Annotated in this window: 10 protein-coding genes; 5 read left to right on the top strand and 5 right to left on the bottom strand. The window is 60.1% G+C overall.

The window, feature by feature from the left end; translation table 11 throughout:
* Positions 1–11: 11 nt before the first annotated feature.
* Entirely contained in the window at positions 12–2,486 is a 2,475-nt protein-coding gene (locus tag AC3ITY_RS15760) for a UvrD-helicase domain-containing protein (protein WP_489310547.1), read from the bottom strand.
* A 279-nt stretch (positions 2,487–2,765) separates the two neighbouring features.
* Between AC3ITY_RS15760 and AC3ITY_RS15755 the strand changes: the two genes are divergently transcribed.
* Positions 2,766–3,461 carry a pirin family protein gene (locus AC3ITY_RS15755; protein WP_489310545.1) on the top strand — a complete coding sequence of 232 codons (696 nt, stop codon included), beginning with the start codon at positions 2,766–2,768 and terminating at the stop codon, positions 3,459–3,461.
* Between the two features lie 110 nt (positions 3,462–3,571).
* On the opposite strand, the gene pgm is transcribed toward AC3ITY_RS15755, so the two are convergent.
* From pgm to AC3ITY_RS15735, 4 genes are all read right to left on the bottom strand, one after another.
* Complete coding sequence (gene pgm / locus AC3ITY_RS15750) at positions 3,572–5,218, bottom strand: phosphoglucomutase (alpha-D-glucose-1,6-bisphosphate-dependent) (RefSeq protein ID WP_489310543.1); 1,647 nt, start codon at positions 5,216–5,218, stop codon at positions 3,572–3,574.
* A gap of 113 nt (positions 5,219–5,331) precedes the next feature.
* Positions 5,332–6,732, bottom strand: a complete 1,401-nt coding sequence (locus AC3ITY_RS15745; RefSeq protein ID WP_489310541.1) for an aminotransferase-like domain-containing protein — start codon at positions 6,730–6,732, stop codon at positions 5,332–5,334.
* Between the two features lie 40 nt (positions 6,733–6,772).
* Entirely contained in the window at positions 6,773–8,263 is a 1,491-nt protein-coding gene (locus AC3ITY_RS15740) for a hypothetical protein (RefSeq protein WP_489310539.1), read from the bottom strand.
* Positions 8,264–8,814: 551 nt separating this feature from the next.
* Positions 8,815–9,837, bottom strand: coding sequence for a zinc-dependent alcohol dehydrogenase family protein (locus AC3ITY_RS15735; RefSeq protein ID WP_489310537.1), 1,023 nt, complete (start codon positions 9,835–9,837; stop codon positions 8,815–8,817).
* 269 nt (positions 9,838–10,106) lie between these two features.
* Between AC3ITY_RS15735 and AC3ITY_RS15730 the strand changes: the two genes are divergently transcribed.
* From AC3ITY_RS15730 to AC3ITY_RS15715, 4 genes are all read left to right on the top strand, one after another.
* Positions 10,107–11,024 carry a LysR family transcriptional regulator gene (locus AC3ITY_RS15730; RefSeq protein WP_090455287.1) on the top strand — a complete coding sequence of 306 codons (918 nt, stop codon included), beginning with the start codon at positions 10,107–10,109 and terminating at the stop codon, positions 11,022–11,024.
* Positions 11,025–11,344: 320 nt separating this feature from the next.
* A complete protein-coding gene (mexE, locus tag AC3ITY_RS15725; protein ID WP_223453876.1) occupies positions 11,345–12,598 on the top strand; it encodes a multidrug efflux RND transporter periplasmic adaptor subunit MexE in 1,254 nt (417 codons plus the stop codon).
* A gap of 12 nt (positions 12,599–12,610) precedes the next feature.
* On the top strand, positions 12,611–15,790 hold the full coding sequence (locus AC3ITY_RS15720) for an efflux RND transporter permease subunit (protein WP_489310534.1): 3,180 nt from the start codon (positions 12,611–12,613) through the stop codon (positions 15,788–15,790).
* Positions 15,790–17,211: an efflux transporter outer membrane subunit gene (locus tag AC3ITY_RS15715; RefSeq protein WP_489310532.1), complete on the top strand. Its 1,422-nt coding sequence runs from the start codon at positions 15,790–15,792 to the stop codon at positions 17,209–17,211. Before AC3ITY_RS15720 ends, AC3ITY_RS15715 begins: the two co-directional genes overlap by 1 nt.
* The last annotated feature ends 128 nt before the right edge of the window (positions 17,212–17,339 follow it).

Below are 17,339 nucleotides of genomic sequence, written 5' to 3'. Positions count from 1 at the left end.
CGATTCAGAAGTCAGGCGCTGATTTGGCTTTTACGATGGTCGACAAAGAACGCTTTGCCCTTGCCGATCCGGTCGGAGGCCTTGGGCATGTTCGCGGCCTGGGTGTCCTGTGCATCGACGTACCAGTAGCAATGGCTGACGGCGCGGGTAATGCCCACGTAGGCCAGTCGCAGGATCTCGTCCTTCTGGGCGTTGTCGTAGGGTTCGCTGTCGCCTGCCTTGCCCAGGCCCGCCATCCGGTAGACCTGATTCTTGTAAGGCGAACTGGTCAGGTGCTGGCAGTCGCCCAGCAAAAACACCGCATCAGCCTGGAGGCCCTTGGCACTGTGATACGTCAGTTGCTTGAGTCTGCGAGACTCATACGGCAAGCTCGAATCAACATTAACTACAGCCTGAATATGCTCTGTTATCAATGATTTATCGCTACTTTTTCGATAAAGCATCAAGATCGAATCGCCCTTTCGGTAATGTTCCATCAGGCGTTGGGCCATGCCCTGGTCATCACGATCGAGGACGTTCACCGGCAGCAATGCCTTGGGTTCACCGCTGGCCTTGGCTTTCTTCCCGGCAATGGCCGGTGCTGCACGCACGATGTGCTCGGCGGCATCGATGATGTACTGGTGGCTGCGGTAGTTGTCGCTGAGCATGACCTTGGTGGTGCTTGGTGACGGGAACTCCTTGTTGAACTCCATGAAGTAGGTCGGCGAACTGCCGCGCCAACCATAGATGGACTGCCAGTCATCGCCCACACAGAGCAGCGAGGAACGCTGGGCTCCGCGCCCGACGTGCATGGCCGGTCCGCGACTGCGGATCTCTGCCAGGCTGGCCCTGATCCAGGAGACGATCTGCGGCGAGACATCCTGGAATTCGTCGATCATCAGGTGTGACAGCGGCCGCAGCAGATCATCGCCGAGCAGTTTGAGGTTCTCCGGCGAATGCTCGCTGAACAGGGCGAACATCCGGTTGTAGGTCATGATCGGCGGTTTCTGATCCAGCAAGTGATCTTCCAGCGCCCGCCAGTAGAGACTCAAGGCTTCGAAGAAGAACCGGTCGGGATCGTCCTTGGCGAAACTCATCTGAGCCACGGCGCCCGGCACATCCAGCCCGAGGTTTTCGATGAACCCGGCGGCGGCGACAAAGCAATCGAGCAGCGGCGCTGAAGCGAGCTCGCCCTTGACCTTGTAATCGAAGCCCGGCCCGGCGCTGGCATCGCCGGCGAGCGAGGCCAAGACGCGTTTTGATGATTCATAACTATCCAGCCATATCAAAGGCTTACGACAGAAAGCTTGAAACAGGGTGCGTTTTACTGCCCACTCTGCGCGCACCGTCAGCTTGGCGTTTGGTCGCGTGACCTGCGGGTTTTCCCGAGGATCGAACCCCAGCACCACCCAGGCATCCAGGGACGGGATGTAGCCGTGACAATGGAATGTGGAACCGTTGATATCGAACGACTGGCGATTCGGTTCGATGCCCTTGATGGGCCAGGCACCGGCGCGAAACCACAGGTCCTCGATGGCGTCGCACAGTTCTTCATCGCGTTTGGCCGCCAGTTCGGTAACGCCCATGCGTTTCTGCACATCCGGGTGATCGCGCTCCAGCTCCTTGAGTTGCAGGGCATGCCGGGACAACGGCTTGATCAGCGCGCGAAAACGTTCATCGTCACTGTGCAGACGGTGATAGCAGGCGTTGAGCTGCTGGCGTTGAGCGTCGTTGATGCGCAGATCGAACGGATTGCTGTCGGCCTCCTCATCACCCTGTGCGGCCCGCAGGCTGAGGTTCTCGAAAGCCTGCAAACGCTCGAAACCGGGAAGGCTGCGCACCATCGGCAGGATCCGCGAGTGAAAGGTGCGCACCAGATCCCGCGCCTCCTTGAAACTGATCGCGCGGCCCCAGAGTGCAAACAGTTCGATCAGCTTGTTGATGAAGTCCTTGCGCGACTCGCGGGTGAAGGTCACCACCGTCATTGAACTCAGTTCAAAGCCCAGGTAATGGGTCAACAGCAAGATACGCAGCACCAGGGTGGTCGATTTGCCTGCACCGGCACCCGCGATCACCGAGGTGGATGGGGTGTCGCTGAAGATCATTTTCCACTGTGCGGCGCTGGGTTGGGCATGGGCCGGCAACAAGCGGGCTACATCGGCCTTCATGCGCTTCTTCAACTCGGCGCTCAACGGCAGGCGCCAGTCGTCGAACAGCAGGTCATCGACATTCGGCGGTCGGTGTTCAGTGCTGCGCGAGTCGCGGATCAGCAGGACCTGCCGACCCTCCTCCAGCCCTTCGAGCTTGCCTTCCTTGTAGCCGTAATCGACCCCGGCGCTGTGACCGCTGCGAAAACCGTCGGCCTGGCCATGCAACCACGACGCACGATGCTGTGCGTGCAGGCGGGTCAGGCTGTAGCCGAAGAATCGGGCGAGCAAGCGCTTGATCAGCGGCATCTCGGCCAGGGGGCGAAGTTCAGGAGGAAGATCGGGGGTGTGTTGCGGCACGCGGACTGACTCCAGGGTGTGAGGCTGTTGAACGCTATGGTGTCTGCATTTGCCGTCGAGTTCTAGTCAATTGCTTATGACTCATTGGCTTATGCGATGAAGTGAAGGCTGGATGAGAACCTTTTCAGGTTATTTAACATCAAACAATTCGATGGGAATGCTGCATTTTTTACGCTTTTTATCGATTGTTGCCTGTTGGATGATTGCCGTCATCACTCACCGGTCTCGCTTCGTGGCTCAGGCACCTGGCCCCATGACGAACCTTTTCTGGAGACGATCATGCTTGAACTCAGACCTTTCAACTCGCTCGGCGGCGCTCACCACGGCTGGTTGGATGCTCACCACCATTTTTCGTTCGCCGAATACTACGATCCCAAGCGCATGAACTGGGGCAACCTGCGGGTCTGGAACGACGACGTGATCGCTCCCGGCACCGGTTTCCCGCAACACCCGCACCGTGACATGGAAATCATCACCTATGTCCGCGAAGGCGCCATTACCCACCAGGACAACCTTGGCAACAAGGGCCGGACCGAAGCCGGTGACGTCCAGGTCATGAGTGCCGGTACCGGGATCGCCCACAGCGAGTTCAACCTGGAAGCCACGCCGACCAGGATTTTCCAGATCTGGATCATCCCGAACGAGTCTGGCCTGGCCCCGTCCTGGGGCGCCAAGCCGTTCCCGAAGGGCAACCGCGAAGGTTTTGTCACCCTGGCCAGCGGCAAGGAAGGCGACGATCAGAGCTTGCGTATCCGCGCCGATGCCCGGCTGGTAGCGGCTAACCTGAAGGCCGGCGAGTCCGCCGAATACCCGCTGGACAAGGGGCGTCGTGCGTACCTGGTGCCGGCCACCGGGGTCATTGAAGTCAATGGCTTGCGTGCACAAGCTCGAGATGGTGTCGCGGTTGCCGATGAGCAGGTTTTGCGAGTGACTGCCATCGAGGACAGCGAGATCGTTCTGGTGGACCTGGCTTGATCTGCTGAGCGCAATTGCAAAAAAGGGGCGACCGTATTGGTCACCCCTTTTTTCGATGCTTGAAATCCTTTGTGGCGAGGGGGCTTGCCCCCTCGCCACAGTGCCTGCGATCACTTCGCGGAAATGGCACCATCCACCAGCGTTTGCGCCTCGGCCACCAGTTGCTTGAGGTGGTCGTCGCTGACAAAGCTTTCGGCGTAGATCTTGTAGATGTCTTCCGTGCCCGACGGCCGTGCCGCGAACCAGCCGTTCTCGGTCATGACCTTGAGACCGCCAATGGCCTGGTCATTGCCCGGTGCGTGGCTGAGGATGCTCTGGATCGGCTCGCCGGCCAGTTGGGTCGAGGTGACCTGTTGTGGCGACAGCTTGCTCAACAGTGCTTTCTGCTCCGGATTGGCCTTGGCGTCGACCCGCACCGAGAACGGCTCACCCAGTTCGTCGGTCAAGGCACGATACGCCTGGCTCGGGTCGCGACCGGTCCGGGCAGTCATCTCGGCGGCCAGCAGGGCCGGAATCAAACCGTCCTTGTCGGTGCTCCAGACGCCGCCGTCCTTGCGCAGGAACGAGGCACCGGCGCTTTCTTCGCCGCCGAACCCCAAAGAGCCATCGAACAGGCCGTCGGCAAACCATTTGAAACCGACCGGCACTTCGTACAGGCGGCGACCCAGGCGCTTGGCCACGCGATCGATCAAGCCGCTGCTGACCACGGTTTTACCCACGGCAGCATCGGCGCGCCATTGCGGACGGTTCTGGAACAGGTAGTCGATGGCAACGGCAAGGTAGTTGTTCGGCGCCAGCAAACCACCGGACGGCGTGACGATGCCATGGCGGTCGTGATCCGGATCGCAGGCAAACGCCACGTCGAAGCGTTCTTTCAAGCCGATCAGGCCTTGCATGGCGTGGCTGGACGATGGGTCCATGCGGATCTGGCCGTCCCAGTCGACGGTCATGAAACGGAAGGTCGGGTCGACCTCTTTGTTCACCACATCCAGGTCCAGGCGGTAATGCTCGGCAATCGCCGACCAGTAGCGCACCCCCGCTCCACCCAGCGGATCGACACCCAGGTGCAGCTTGGCATCGCGGATGGCGTCGAAGTCGATCACGTTGATCAGGTCGGCGACATAGGTATTGAGGTAATCGTGACGATGGGTGGTGCTGGCCTTCAGTGCCTGCTCGTAGCTGATGCGCTTGACGCCAGCGAGCTTGTTGGCCAGCAGTTCGTTGGCCTTGGCTTCGATCCACTTGGTGATGTGGGTATCGGCCGGACCACCGTTGGTTGGGTTGTACTTGTAGCCACCGCTTTGCGGCGGGTTGTGGGACGGCGTGATGACAATGCCGTCGGCCAGGCCTGTGGTGCGACCGCTGTTGTAGCAGAGAATCGCATGGGAAATGGCCGGTGTCGGCGTGTACTCGTCGCCAGCGGCAATCATCACGGTCACGCCGTTGGCCGCCAGCACTTCGAGGGCGCTGGCGCCGGCCGGTGTGGACAGCGCGTGGGTGTCGATACCGACAAACAGCGGGCCATCGATGCCTTGAGCTTCGCGGTACAGGCAGATCGCCTGGCTGATCGCCAGCACGTGCCATTCGTTGAAACTCAAGTCGAACGAACTGCCCCGGTGCCCGGACGTGCCGAAGGCAACGCGCTGGGTCGAAATCGCAGCATCAGGCTGGCCGGTGTAATAGGCCGTTACCAGTCGCGGGATGTCGACCAACAATTCTGCCGGTGCCGGTTTACCCGCAAAAGGACTGAGTGTCATGCAAAACCTCTGGAATAGAGTGGTTCAGGAATTGGGTCGCAGTTTACTGGCAGTTTCACCACAAGGCGATGGGATCGATCCAACGGAGTCAAGGGTGTTATTTTTTGTCTCACTCACTCGATCGATTCCAGTCGCAGCGCATCCCCCAACAAGCCAAGTGCGACAGCCAGATTGTGATCGCCGCCGAAGGTATGACTCAAGCGCAAATGCTGTCCGTGCAGACCGTGAAGGCTGAACAGTTCGCCCGGCGCGATGACCACTTGATGGGCCAGCAGGCGCTGGAACACACGACGGACATTGACCCGACGCAACGAGCACACCCAGATCGTTGCTCCGCCTTCAGGCTCGACGAAATGCAAGGCATCTCCCAATCGCTCCTGCAATAGCAGGGTCATTTGACTCTTGCGCTCCTTGAGTAACCGCCGCAGCACCTGCAGGTGCTGATCAATGCGACCGCTGCTGTACAAACGGGCGATGGCTTTCTGGCGAATCGGCGAGAGACGGAAGGAACGCAGCAGAAAGTGCCGTTGCAGTTCAGCGCTCAAATGCCTTGATAGCAGATAACCATAGGGCGCTTCAGGCCCGATGATTTTCTCGAACGTGGAAAACACCATCAGCCGTTGAGGGTCCAGCAAGTCGCGAAAGCGCACGCCGCCCAGGTCGAATCCGAGTTCGCCATAACAGTCGTTCTCCAGCACCCAACTGTCATGCGCGGCCAAAAGCCGGGCAATGGCCTGCCTGTTTTCGTCAGGCGCCAGGCTGCCGCGGGGCATATTCAGGGCCGATGAAAGCATCACCAACCTTACCGGTTCGGTATCCAGCAGCATGTTGAGCCGTTCCGGATCCAGGCAGCCATCGGCTTGCACAGGCAATTCAATCACCCGCACGCAGGCGGCTTGAAACAAACGCAGGATCGTCCAGTCGCACGGCGATTCGACCACCACTGTGGCATCTTTCAAGCCCAGCACGGCGATCAGGATTTCCAGTACACCGCGAAGGTCGGCGCCGATATAGACATCATCGGCGTGCCAGTAACGCATGGGAGACGTGGTGTAGCGGGCTGCCAGGGCGGTGCGCAATTCGAGCTCGCCGCAGGGTTGCGAAGGCGACTGCGGCTGGCGGGGATACTGGCGCAGCAGCTCTCGCTCCAAAAGCAACAAAGGACTGTCGAGCGGCTGCAGCAACGCCGGTTCATCGGTGCTCAGGACCAGCATCCCCGGGCGCCTGGCATTGACATAGACGGCTTCCAGCAGATCGCTGCCGCTGTCCTGCAGGTTGATCGAGGACACTGGCAATGCGTAGTAACCGGACTTGGCCACCGAATAGACGCGCCCTTCTTTCTCCAGCAGCGAATAGGCGTACTGAATGGTCGAGATCGACACATTGAGACGTTCCGCCAGATGCCGCAGCGACGGCAGGCGGATGCGCGAATCCCCTTCAGACTCGTTGATCAGGCTGACCAGGTATCGATAAACCGCCTGATAGGCAAAATCCGTTTCTCGTGGACCTTTCATGGGCGAAGGCCAACCGCACTGGCTGAAAATCCGCCCACGCTCAGTGACCCGCTGACCATTCATCCACCAACGTGATGCCGGCGTCAGGATCGCCCGCAGTATTTTGCGACGCGCCCCTCTGGATGGGTGCTTCAGGCGCCCCGCCAGCGCTTGCGGGCGTCCACGCCATGCGATAAAGCTGGCCAATCAGGCTGACGGGCAATCCGCTGACATCAATCATCCATTGCATGATCTGTTCGGCGACCGGATGCCCCTGCATGGCCCGATGCAACTCGGGCATGGCCACCAGCATGCCGGGATGGCACTGACGCAGGAAACGCTCAAGCCCCGCACCTTTTTCGATGAAAGGAGAAAAAAGCAGGCACACCAGCTGTGCTTCGCTCAGGCCCAGGTTCTTTTGCGCTTCGGCCGCCGCTCGGGCGCGCTGCTCGGTCAGTGTCGCCGGGTTGCCGAAGACCTCGATGGCCTGCTCGCACAAACGCTCGGGCAAGTGCTTGCGGCGCATCATCACCAAAGCGCGTTGCAGGTATTGCGCAATGCCGGACTCGTAATTGCGGCCCTGTACGTAGCACGCCTGCAACCCCCTGACGTGCGCCGAGATCAACGGGCTGACGAATTCGTTGTCGCTGATCTGCGCGGACAGTTCGTCCGGCTGGAACCGGAGAAACTCAGTCAGCAATGGCCAGCGCTCTTCCAGGTTGCTGACCAGCAGGTCGTGAATGTCGATGCAGGCCGTACGACGACAGGTCTCAAAGCGCTCTTGCGGGCGCCACGGGGCCTGGCCGTAATCGGCGTAGAACGCGTGATAACAGTCGCTGCCCAGTTCATCGAGCAATGCAAACAATCCCGCATAACCGGCCTCGCCCGCGGGCGAAGGCTTGAGCCCTGCCTTGGTGGCGGCACGCTTCAAACCGTCGATGAACTGCTTCTGCTGACGCGGCGTGTCACTGATGAGCAACGCGTCGACACCACCGTCCCAGCGGGCGATTTGTCCATAGAACTCTCCCGTGGCCAGATAACCGTCATCCCACAGGTCGAACCCATCCCGCCACTCCCGGCGATGGCCGATCAGCAGCAGGTTCAGGCGACTGTACTCGCGACCGGCGTCGGAGATCAGCGTCAGGGGGTTGAACGGCAAGACTTCCCGATCATCGACCATCAACACCTCGACCCGGGGATCGTCATAGACAAACAATGCGCTGTTGGTCCGGTGCATGTTTTCCATGGCCGCGCCGTTTGCCCCGTTCAACCGCAACGAGGCTATGCGCAACTGGAATGTCGCCGGCGACCGAGTGGCAATGGTCAACTGCGCAGCACGCAGCAGCGCCAAGGTGTAGCAGTTGTCACGGGCCCCGGACTGGATCGCCAGCACCTTGTAATCGCCAATGCGCTCCATACCCCCCGCCGCTACCGCCAGACGCTGAATCAACAATTGCAATGCAGTGCGTTCGGCACGGGAGAAAAAACCCAGCAATCGCTGCAGCACTTGTTGATAGACATAGTTCATCGCTTGGTCATGGATGCTGGTCATCGTTATTTACCTGATACTCGTAAGTTCAACATCGCGCAGACAGCAAATCCCGTTGGACTGTCTGCACGAATGGAGTCATGGACTTTATTGCCAAATGCTAACACTTGAATTTTCTTGAAATCATTTGAAACGATCGCAGCGCCTCCTCGGTTTAACGACGAAGGCAAGGCTGTAGCGCCCGGCTGGCAGGGGTTTACCCGATTGAAAGCGGAGTCCTAGGAAATGTCCGACAAAGTCCCACAGACACTTAATACAAGAAATAAAGAAGGAAGTTGTCGCTGTGTTTTTGGCAACTAAACAACAACAAACTAATTTGGAGATTTGCACCGATGGCGCACATTGAAAAGTTTCAGCCTGACACTCAGCCATGACTCATTCCTTGAGATGAAAGTAATCATTCAATTATCAGGGCTTAGTGGCTGATTAGAAGCTACAGATTACGAGCAAAAACCAGTTCAGTTGCTGGACCGGCCTGCGGATCGACGGGTTTCGGAGGCTGAAACGAAAGAGTCCGTGTGGGCACGGACTCTTGGAGGGCTCTCGGGTAAGTATTACGCCGGTTCGACCTGCAGCGCGACCCGTTCGCGACACGGACATTCGTCCATGTAGCGGTGTGCTTCGACAAACTCGGCAAACGGGAAGACCCGAGTCTTGAGCGGCAGCAGAACGCGGTCGGCGGTCAGCTGATTGATGTCGCGCAAGGCACGTTGCAGTGCGACCTGGTCCTGGGTGATGCCCAGTTCCGGCTTGCCAGTGAAGTTGCCGATGCAGTGCACGAAGAACTGAATATTCTTCTGGAACGCTGCGCAGGCCGGGAAAGGCGTCTGGTTGCCACCTTGCAGGCCGTACAGCACCAGGCTGCCGCGAGGTGCCAGCACATCGCCAAGCAACGACATCTGCGGACCGCCCAAACCATCGAACACCACATCCACGCCGCGGTTATCGGTGATTTTGTTGACCCGCATCAGCAGATCTTCTTCCTCGGTAACGATGACTTTCTCGGCCCCCAGCGACAGCAGGTACTCACGCTCTTCTGCTGACTTGGTTGCGGCAATCACTCGAACACCCAAGGCCTTGCCCAGTTGTACGAACGAAGGTCCGGCGCAATGGCTGGCGTCGGTCACCAGGGCAAACTGCCCGGGTTTGACCCGTGCCAGATCCGCATAGGCGAAATAGGCAATCAACAACGGCGTGTAGTGCACGCTGGCTTCAATCGGGCTGAGAATGTCCGGATAACGGGTGACCGCCGAGCGCGGCAGAACGATCTGTTCGCCGTAAACCGGGTAGTCGTTCGGGCTTTGGGCCGGAAAACTGGCAACCTTGTCACCGACTTCCAGGTCATCGACGCCATCACCGACAGCGGTGACGATACCGGCCATCTCCTGACCAAGGCCTGATGGCAGTCGGGCATGGGACGAGGCCAGGTTCTGGCGCCAAAGGGTGTCATACCAACTGATGCCGATCGCCTCGACGCGCACCTGCACTTCGCCCGGTGCAGGCAGAGCCGCCGCATGCTCTTCGCATTTGAGCACCTCGGCTGGACCAAACTTGTGAAAACGGATCGTGCGGGACATCGCAAACCTCGCCAAATGAACCTCTAATGCCTTGAACTCTAGCTGGGCTTTCAACCCAACACTATCTGTGGCTATTAATAGTCGACATGCCTGTCATTGATTCCGCAGCAGCGGCAACATCGTCAAATGTCGTACGAAACTGGAGCTGCCTTTGCAGGAAATCTGAATTACCCGGTGCAGAGTACCAGCCTTTCCCCGTAATATTCCTGCTGGCCATTGTTCTCATATGGCCGCCCACGTCAAGTTTGCTGACTCTGCCAGGACTCCAGATGAATCGTAATGACCTGCGTCGTGTCGACCTGAACCTGTTGATCGTTTTCGAAACATTGATGCACGAACGCAGCGTGACCCGTGCTGCGGAAAAACTGTTCCTCGGCCAGCCAGCCATCAGTGCGGCGCTCTCGCGCCTGCGCGGCTTGTTCGATGACCCATTGTTTGTGCGTACCGGCCGCAGCATGGAGCCGTCCGCCAGGGCGGTAGAGATCTTCGCCCTGCTCTCGCCGGCACTGGATTCAATTTCCACCGCCGTCAGCCGTGCCGCCGAGTTCGATCCTGCCACAAGTACCGCCGTGTTCCGCATCGGCCTTTCGGACGATGTCGAGTTCGCCTTGCTGCCAATGCTGCTCAAGCGCCTGCGTGCCGAATCGCCGGGGATTGTGCTGGTGGTGCGCAGGGTCAACTACATCCTGATGCCGGGGTTGCTGGCATCCGGCGAGATATCCATTGGCGTCAGCTACACCACCGACCTGCCGGCCAACGCCAAGCGCAAGGTACTGCGCCGCAGCCAGCCGAAGCTGTTGCGCGCCGACACCGTGCCGGGGCCGTTGAGCCTGGATGATTACTGCGCCCGCCCTCATGCCCTGGTGTCGTTCGCCGGCGACCTCAGCGGCTTCATTGATGAAGAACTGGAAAAGCTCGGGCGCAAACGGCATGTGGTGCTCGCAGTGCCGCAGTTCAACGGCCTGAGCACTCTGCTCGCGGGTACTGACATCGTGGCTACGGTGCCGGATTACACCGCCGATGCACTGACTGCCGCGGGCGGTGTGCGGGCCGAAGATCCGCCGTTGCCGGTGCGCAGTTTCGAACTGCACATGGCTTGGCGCGGGTCGCAGGATAACGATCCGGGGGAGCGCTGGTTGCGCTCGCGGATTCAGATGTTTTTTGGGGATCCGGACAGTCTGGCCTGATCCTGTTTTTGCATGAGGGCTTCTGGCCCTATCGCGAGCAGGCTCGCTCCTACATTGGGCTCAGGGTGCTCACAAACCTCCTGTAGGAGCGAGCCTGCTCGCGATGGCCGCACCTCGGGCTCCCGCCAAACTATTGCATCCAATGCAACACACAATTGTCATCAGTCCAGTTGATCACGACCGAACGCAAGGCGCAGGCTAGAGGGCTGGCTTGGGTCTCATATCATTCCGAATGATAGTTACCTTCGCCCCATTCGATTCGTGAGATACAAACCCGCCGCGCATCATTCGCCAATCTCAACACATTGGCGGATGCATCCATGGAACAGTCACTCAAACATTTGCGCTTCCCGTTGGCTTTGTTGGCCGTAGTGGTGATCAGCGCTTGCGGCAAGGCCCCGGAAACCGCCGCCAGCATGCCAGCAGCCAAGGTCAGCGTGGCCAAGGTGCTGGAACAACCGGTCAACGAGTGGGACGAATTCACCGGCCGCCTCGAAGCGCCGGAAACCGTCGAGATTCGTCCACGGGTCTCCGGCCAGATCGATGAAGTGGCGTTCACTGAAGGCGCCCTGGTCAAGAAAGGCGACCTGCTGTTCCAGATCGACCCGCGTCCGTTCCAGGCTGAGGTCCGCCGCCTCGAAGCCCTGGTTGCACAATCGCGCGCCAATGCCACCCGTAGCGAAAACGAAGCCCAGCGCGGTGAGCGTCTGCGTACCAGCAACGCCATTTCCGCCGAACTGGCCGACTCGCGTACCAGCGCCGCCCAGGAAGCCCGCGCCGCCGTCGGTGCCCTGCAAGCGCAACTGGATCTGGCCAAGCTGAACCTGAGCTTCACCCGCGTCACCGCACCGATCAGCGGCCGCGTCAGCCGTGCGGAAATCACCGCCGGCAACCTGGTGACCGCCGATACCACGCCACTGACCAGCGTCGTTTCCACCGACAAGGTGTACGCCTACTTCGACGCGGACGAACGTGTGTTCCTCAAGTACACGGAGCTCGCTCGCCAGGGCAAACGCGGCGCCACCACCCCGGTCTACATGGGCCTGTCCAACGAGGACGGCAACCCGCACCAGGGCGTGATGAACTTCGTCGACAACCAGGTCAACCCGAAGACCGGCACCATCCGTGGGCGCGCCGTGTTCGACAACAGCGATGGCAGCTACACCCCGGGCCTGTATGCACGCCTGAAACTGGTGGGCAGCGGCACCTACAGCGCCATGCTGATCAACGATGAAGCGGTCGGCACTGACCTGGGCAAGAAGTTCGTGCTGGTGATGGATGGCGACAACAAGACCGCCTACCGCGCGGTGGAGCTGGGTCCGAAGATCGAAGGTCTGCGCATCGTGCGCAACGGCCTGAACAAGGACGACACCATCATCGTCAAGGGTTTGCAACGGGTACGTCCTGGTTCACCGGTCACCCCTGAAGTGATTCCGATGGCCAGTGAACAAACCCTCGCGGCACTCGCACAACAACGCCAAGCGCTGGAAGCCAGCAACCTGCCCCAAGTCGCGCCTGCCAAGGTTGCGCCGGGTACGGCTGTGAAACTGGCTGCCACGACCCCACGCGGTTAAGGGATTTTTACGATGAATTTTTCCCAATTCTTCATTTCGCGGCCGATCTTCGCAGCGGTGCTGTCGCTGCTGATCCTGATCGCCGGTGCGATCTCGCTGTTCCAGCTGCCGATCAGCGAATACCCGGAAGTGGTGCCGCCGACCGTGGTGGTCCGCGCCAACTTCCCGGGTGCCAACCCGAAAGTCATCGGCGAAACCGTGGCCGCTCCGCTGGAGCAAGCCATCACCGGCGTCGAGAACATGCTGTACATGTCCTCGCAATCCACCGCTGACGGCAAGATCACCCTGACCATCACCTTCGCCCTGGGTACCGACCTGGACAACGCCCAGGTGCAGGTACAGAACCGTGTGACCCGGACCGAGCCGAAACTTCCCGAGGAAGTGACGCGCATCGGTATCACCGTGGACAAGGCGTCGCCCGACCTGACGATGGTGGTGCACTTGACCTCGCCGGACAAACGCTACGACATGCTGTACCTGTCCAACTACGCCCTGCTCAACATCAAGGATGAGCTGGCGCGCCTGGGCGGTGTCGGTGATGTCCAGTTGTTCGGCATGGGCGATTACTCGCTGCGGGTGTGGCTCGACCCGAACAAGACTGCTTCGCGCAACCTGACCGCGACCGATGTGGTCACCGCTATTCGTGAACAGAACCGTCAAGTGGCGGCCGGCGCACTGGGTGCACCTCCGGCACCGAATGCCACGGCATTCCAGTTGTCGGTCAACACTCAGGGCCGTCTGGTGTCCGAGGAAGAGTTCGAGAACATTATCATTCGCTCTGGCGACAACGGTGAAATCACTCGCCTCAAGGACATCGCCCGCGTCGAGCTGGGCTCCAGCCAATACGCCCTGCGTTCGTTGCTGAACAACCAGCCGGCGGTGGCGATCCCGATCTTCCAGCGTCCGGGTTCCAACGCCATCGAAATCTCCAATGAAGTCCGGGCCAAAATGGCCGAACTGAAGAAGAGTTTCCCCGAAGGCATGGACTTCAGCATCGTCTATGACCCGACGATCTTCGTGCGCGGCTCCATCGAGGCGGTGGTTCATACCCTTTTCGAAGCGCTGATCCTCGTGGTGCTGGTGGTGATCCTGTTCCTGCAAACCTGGCGTGCCTCGATCATTCCATTGGTGGCGGTGCCGGTATCGCTGATCGGTACCTTTGCCGTGATGCATCTGTTTGGTTTCTCGCTCAACGCCTTGTCGCTGTTCGGCCTGGTATTGGCGATCGGTATCGTGGTGGACGACGCCATCGTGGTGGTGGAGAACGTCGAGCGGAACATCGAGCTTGGATTGACCCCGGTTGAAGCCACCAAACGCGCCATGCGTGAAGTGACAGGTCCGATCATTGCGACGGCGCTGGTGCTGTGTGCGGTGTTTGTTCCGGCGGCGTTCATCTCCGGTCTGACCGGCCAGTTCTACAAGCAATTCGCCTTGACCATCGCGATTTCCACGGTGATCTCGGCCTTCAACTCCCTGACCCTGTCGCCGGCTCTGGCCGCGGTATTGCTCAAGGGCCATGACGCGTCGAAAGACCGTTTCTCCAAGGTGCTGGACAAGATTTTCGGTGGCTGGCTGTTCCGTCCGTTCAACCGCTTCTTTGAAAAGGCCAGCCATGGTTATGTCGGCACCGTTGCCCGCGTGATCCGCTCCAGCGGTATCGCCCTGCTGCTGTATGCCGGCCTGATGGTCCTGACCTTCTTCGGCTTCTCCAGCACTCCGACCGGTTTCGTACCGGGCCAGGACAAGCAATACCTGGTGGCCTTCGCGCAACTGCCGGATGCCTCGAGCCTGGACCGCACCGAAGACGTGATCAAGCGCATGTCCGACCTGGCCCTGAAACAGCCTGGCGTGGAAAGTGCCGTGGCCTTCCCTGGCCTGTCGATCAACGGCTTCACCAACAGCCCGAACGCCGGCATCGTGTTCGTGACCCTGAAACCGTTCGACGAACGTAAAGACCCGAGCATGTCCGCCGGTGCGATTGCCGGTGCCTTGAACGGCCAATACGCGAACATTCAGGAAGCCTACATGGCGATCTTCCCGCCGCCGCCGGTACAAGGCCTGGGCACCATCGGTGGTTTCCGCCTGCAGATCGAAGACCGGGGCAACCTGGGCTACGAAGAGCTGTACAAGGAAACCATGAACATCATCAACAAGAGCCACAACGTGCCGGAACTGGCCGGCCTGTTCACCAGCTACACGGTGAACGTGCCCCAGGTCGATGCCGCCATCGATCGGGAAAAAGCCAAGACCCACGGCGTGGCCGTCAGCGACATCTTCGACACCCTGCAGATCTACCTGGGTTCGCTGTATGCCAACGACTTCAACCGCTTCGGTCGCACCTATCAGGTCAACGTTCAGGCCGAGCAACAGTTCCGCCTCGAGTCGGACCAGATCGGCCAGCTGAAAGTGCGCAATAACAAGGGCGAGATGATTCCGCTGGCGACCTTCATCAAGGTCAGCGACACCTCAGGTCCCGACCGCGTGATGCACTACAACGGCTTCATCACTGCTGAAATCAACGGTGCCGCCGCCCCCGGCTACAGCTCCGGCCAGGCCGAAAAAGCCATCGAGAAACTGCTCAAGGAAGAACTGCCCAACGGCATGACCTACGAATGGACTGACCTGACCTACCAGCAGATCCTGTCCGGCAACACCGCGCTGTTCGTGTTCCCGCTCTGTGTGCTGCTGGCGTTCCTGGTACTGGCGGCCCAGTACGAAAGCTGGAGCCTGCCGCTGGCGGTGATCCTGATCGTACCGATGACCCTGCTGTCGGCCATCACCGGTGTGATCGCTTCCGGTGGCGACAACAACATCTTTACCCAGATCGGTTTGATCGTATTGGTGGGCCTGGCCTGTAAGAACGCGATCCTGATCGTCGAGTTTGCCAAGGACAAACAGCTGGAAGGCCTCAACCCGCTGGCGGCGGTCCTGGAAGCTTGCCGCCTGCGTCTGCGGCCGATCCTGATGACCTCCTTCGCGTTCATCATGGGCGTTGTGCCCCTGGTGTTCTCCAGCGGTGCCGGTGCCGAAATGCGCCACGCCATGGGTGTAGCGGTGTTCTCCGGGATGCTCGGGGTGACCTTCTTCGGTCTGTTGCTGACGCCAGTGTTCTACGTATTGATTCGTAACTTTGTCGAGCGCGGCCAAGCGCGTAAAGCCGCCAAGGCCGCCCTGAAGCTGGAGTCGCACTGATGAGTTTGAAAGCCTTCCTGCCGAGCCTGCTGGTACTGGCCCTGAGTGCCTGTGCCGTGGGCCCGGACTACAAGACGCCAACCACCGAGCCGGCCCACATCACGGCCGTCACCGATGGCGCCGCCGGCCAGAAGAACTTTGACCGTTCGCGTTTCGAAGGCATCTGGTGGCAGCAGTTCGAAGACCCGACCCTCAACCAGCTGGTGACGCAATCCCTGCAAGGCAACCGTGATTTGCGCGTCGCCTTCGCCCGCTGGAAAGCCGCACGGGCGATCCGCGACGACGTCAGCAACGACGCCATGCCGACCATCACCAGCCGCGTCAGCAGTGACCTGGGCAAAGGCCAGATTCCGGGCCAGAGCACCGACCGGGTCAACACTGAACGCTATGACCTGGGCCTGGACATGGCCTGGGAAATTGATCTGTTCGGCCGCATCCAGCGCAACCTGGAGTCGGCCAACGCCGAGCAACAGGCGTTCGAGGCCGATCTGTACCAGCTGCAAGTCACCATGATTGCCGAACTGGTGGATTCCTACGGTCAACTGCGCGGCGCGCAGCTGAGGGAAAAGATCGCACTGGCCAACCTGCAGAATCAGCAGGAGTCGCGCAAGATCACTGTCAGCCTGCGTGATGCCGGCGTCGGCGATCAGCTCGATGTGGAGCGCGCCGATGCGCGACTGGCGTCGGTTGAAGCCAGCGTGCCACAACTGCAGGCCGAACAGGTTCGGCAGAAAAACCGTATCGCCACCCTGCTGGGTGAACGTCCGGACAAGCTGACCGTGGACCTGAGCCCGAAAGACCTGCCGGCGATCGCCAAGGCATTGCCGATCGGTGATCCGGGTGAATTGTTGCAACGCCGTCCGGACATTCGCAGTGCCGAGCGCCAATTGGCGTCGGCCACGGCACGTATCGGCGTGGCCAAGGCTGATCTGTTCCCACGGGTCAGCCTCAGTGGCTTCCTTGGCTTTACGGCCGGGCGCGGTTCGCAGATCGGTTCCTCGGCGGCCAACGCCTGGGCACTGGGCCCGAGCATCACTTGGGCAGCGTTTGACCTGGGCAGTGTCAAGGCCCGGTTGCGCGGAGCCGACGCCGATGCCGAAGGCGCCCTGGCGACCTACGAGCAGCAAGTGTTGCTGGCCCTGGAAGAATCGGAAAACGCCTTCAGCGACTACGGCAAACGCCAGCAGCGCTTGATCTCGTTGATTCGCCAGAGCGAGTCCAGCCGCTCGGCTGCCGACCTGGCGGAAATCCGCTACCGCGAAGGCACGGCCGATTTCCTCGTGTTGCTCGATGCCCAGCGGGAACGCCTGGCGGCCGAAGACACCCAGGCCCAGGCCGAAGTCGACCTGTATCGAGGCATCGTCGCGATCTACAAGGCCCTCGGTGGCGGCTGGCAGCCGGAGACGGTCGCGAGCAATTAACCCGATGTGTTGAAGTGCTCCTTTGGTTGGCCGCAACCAACCAATTTCTTTGCCCTGCGTCTCATTCGGTCGCGGGGCTTTTTTTCCTCTCAAAAACACCGCCTGCCCCTTGTAGGAGCGAGCCTGCT

It is taken from the genome of Pseudomonas sp. GL_091, from assembly GCF_057837725.1.
The sequence above is the reverse complement of the archived record's forward strand: the minus strand, read 5'-3'. Positions and strand labels throughout refer to the sequence as shown.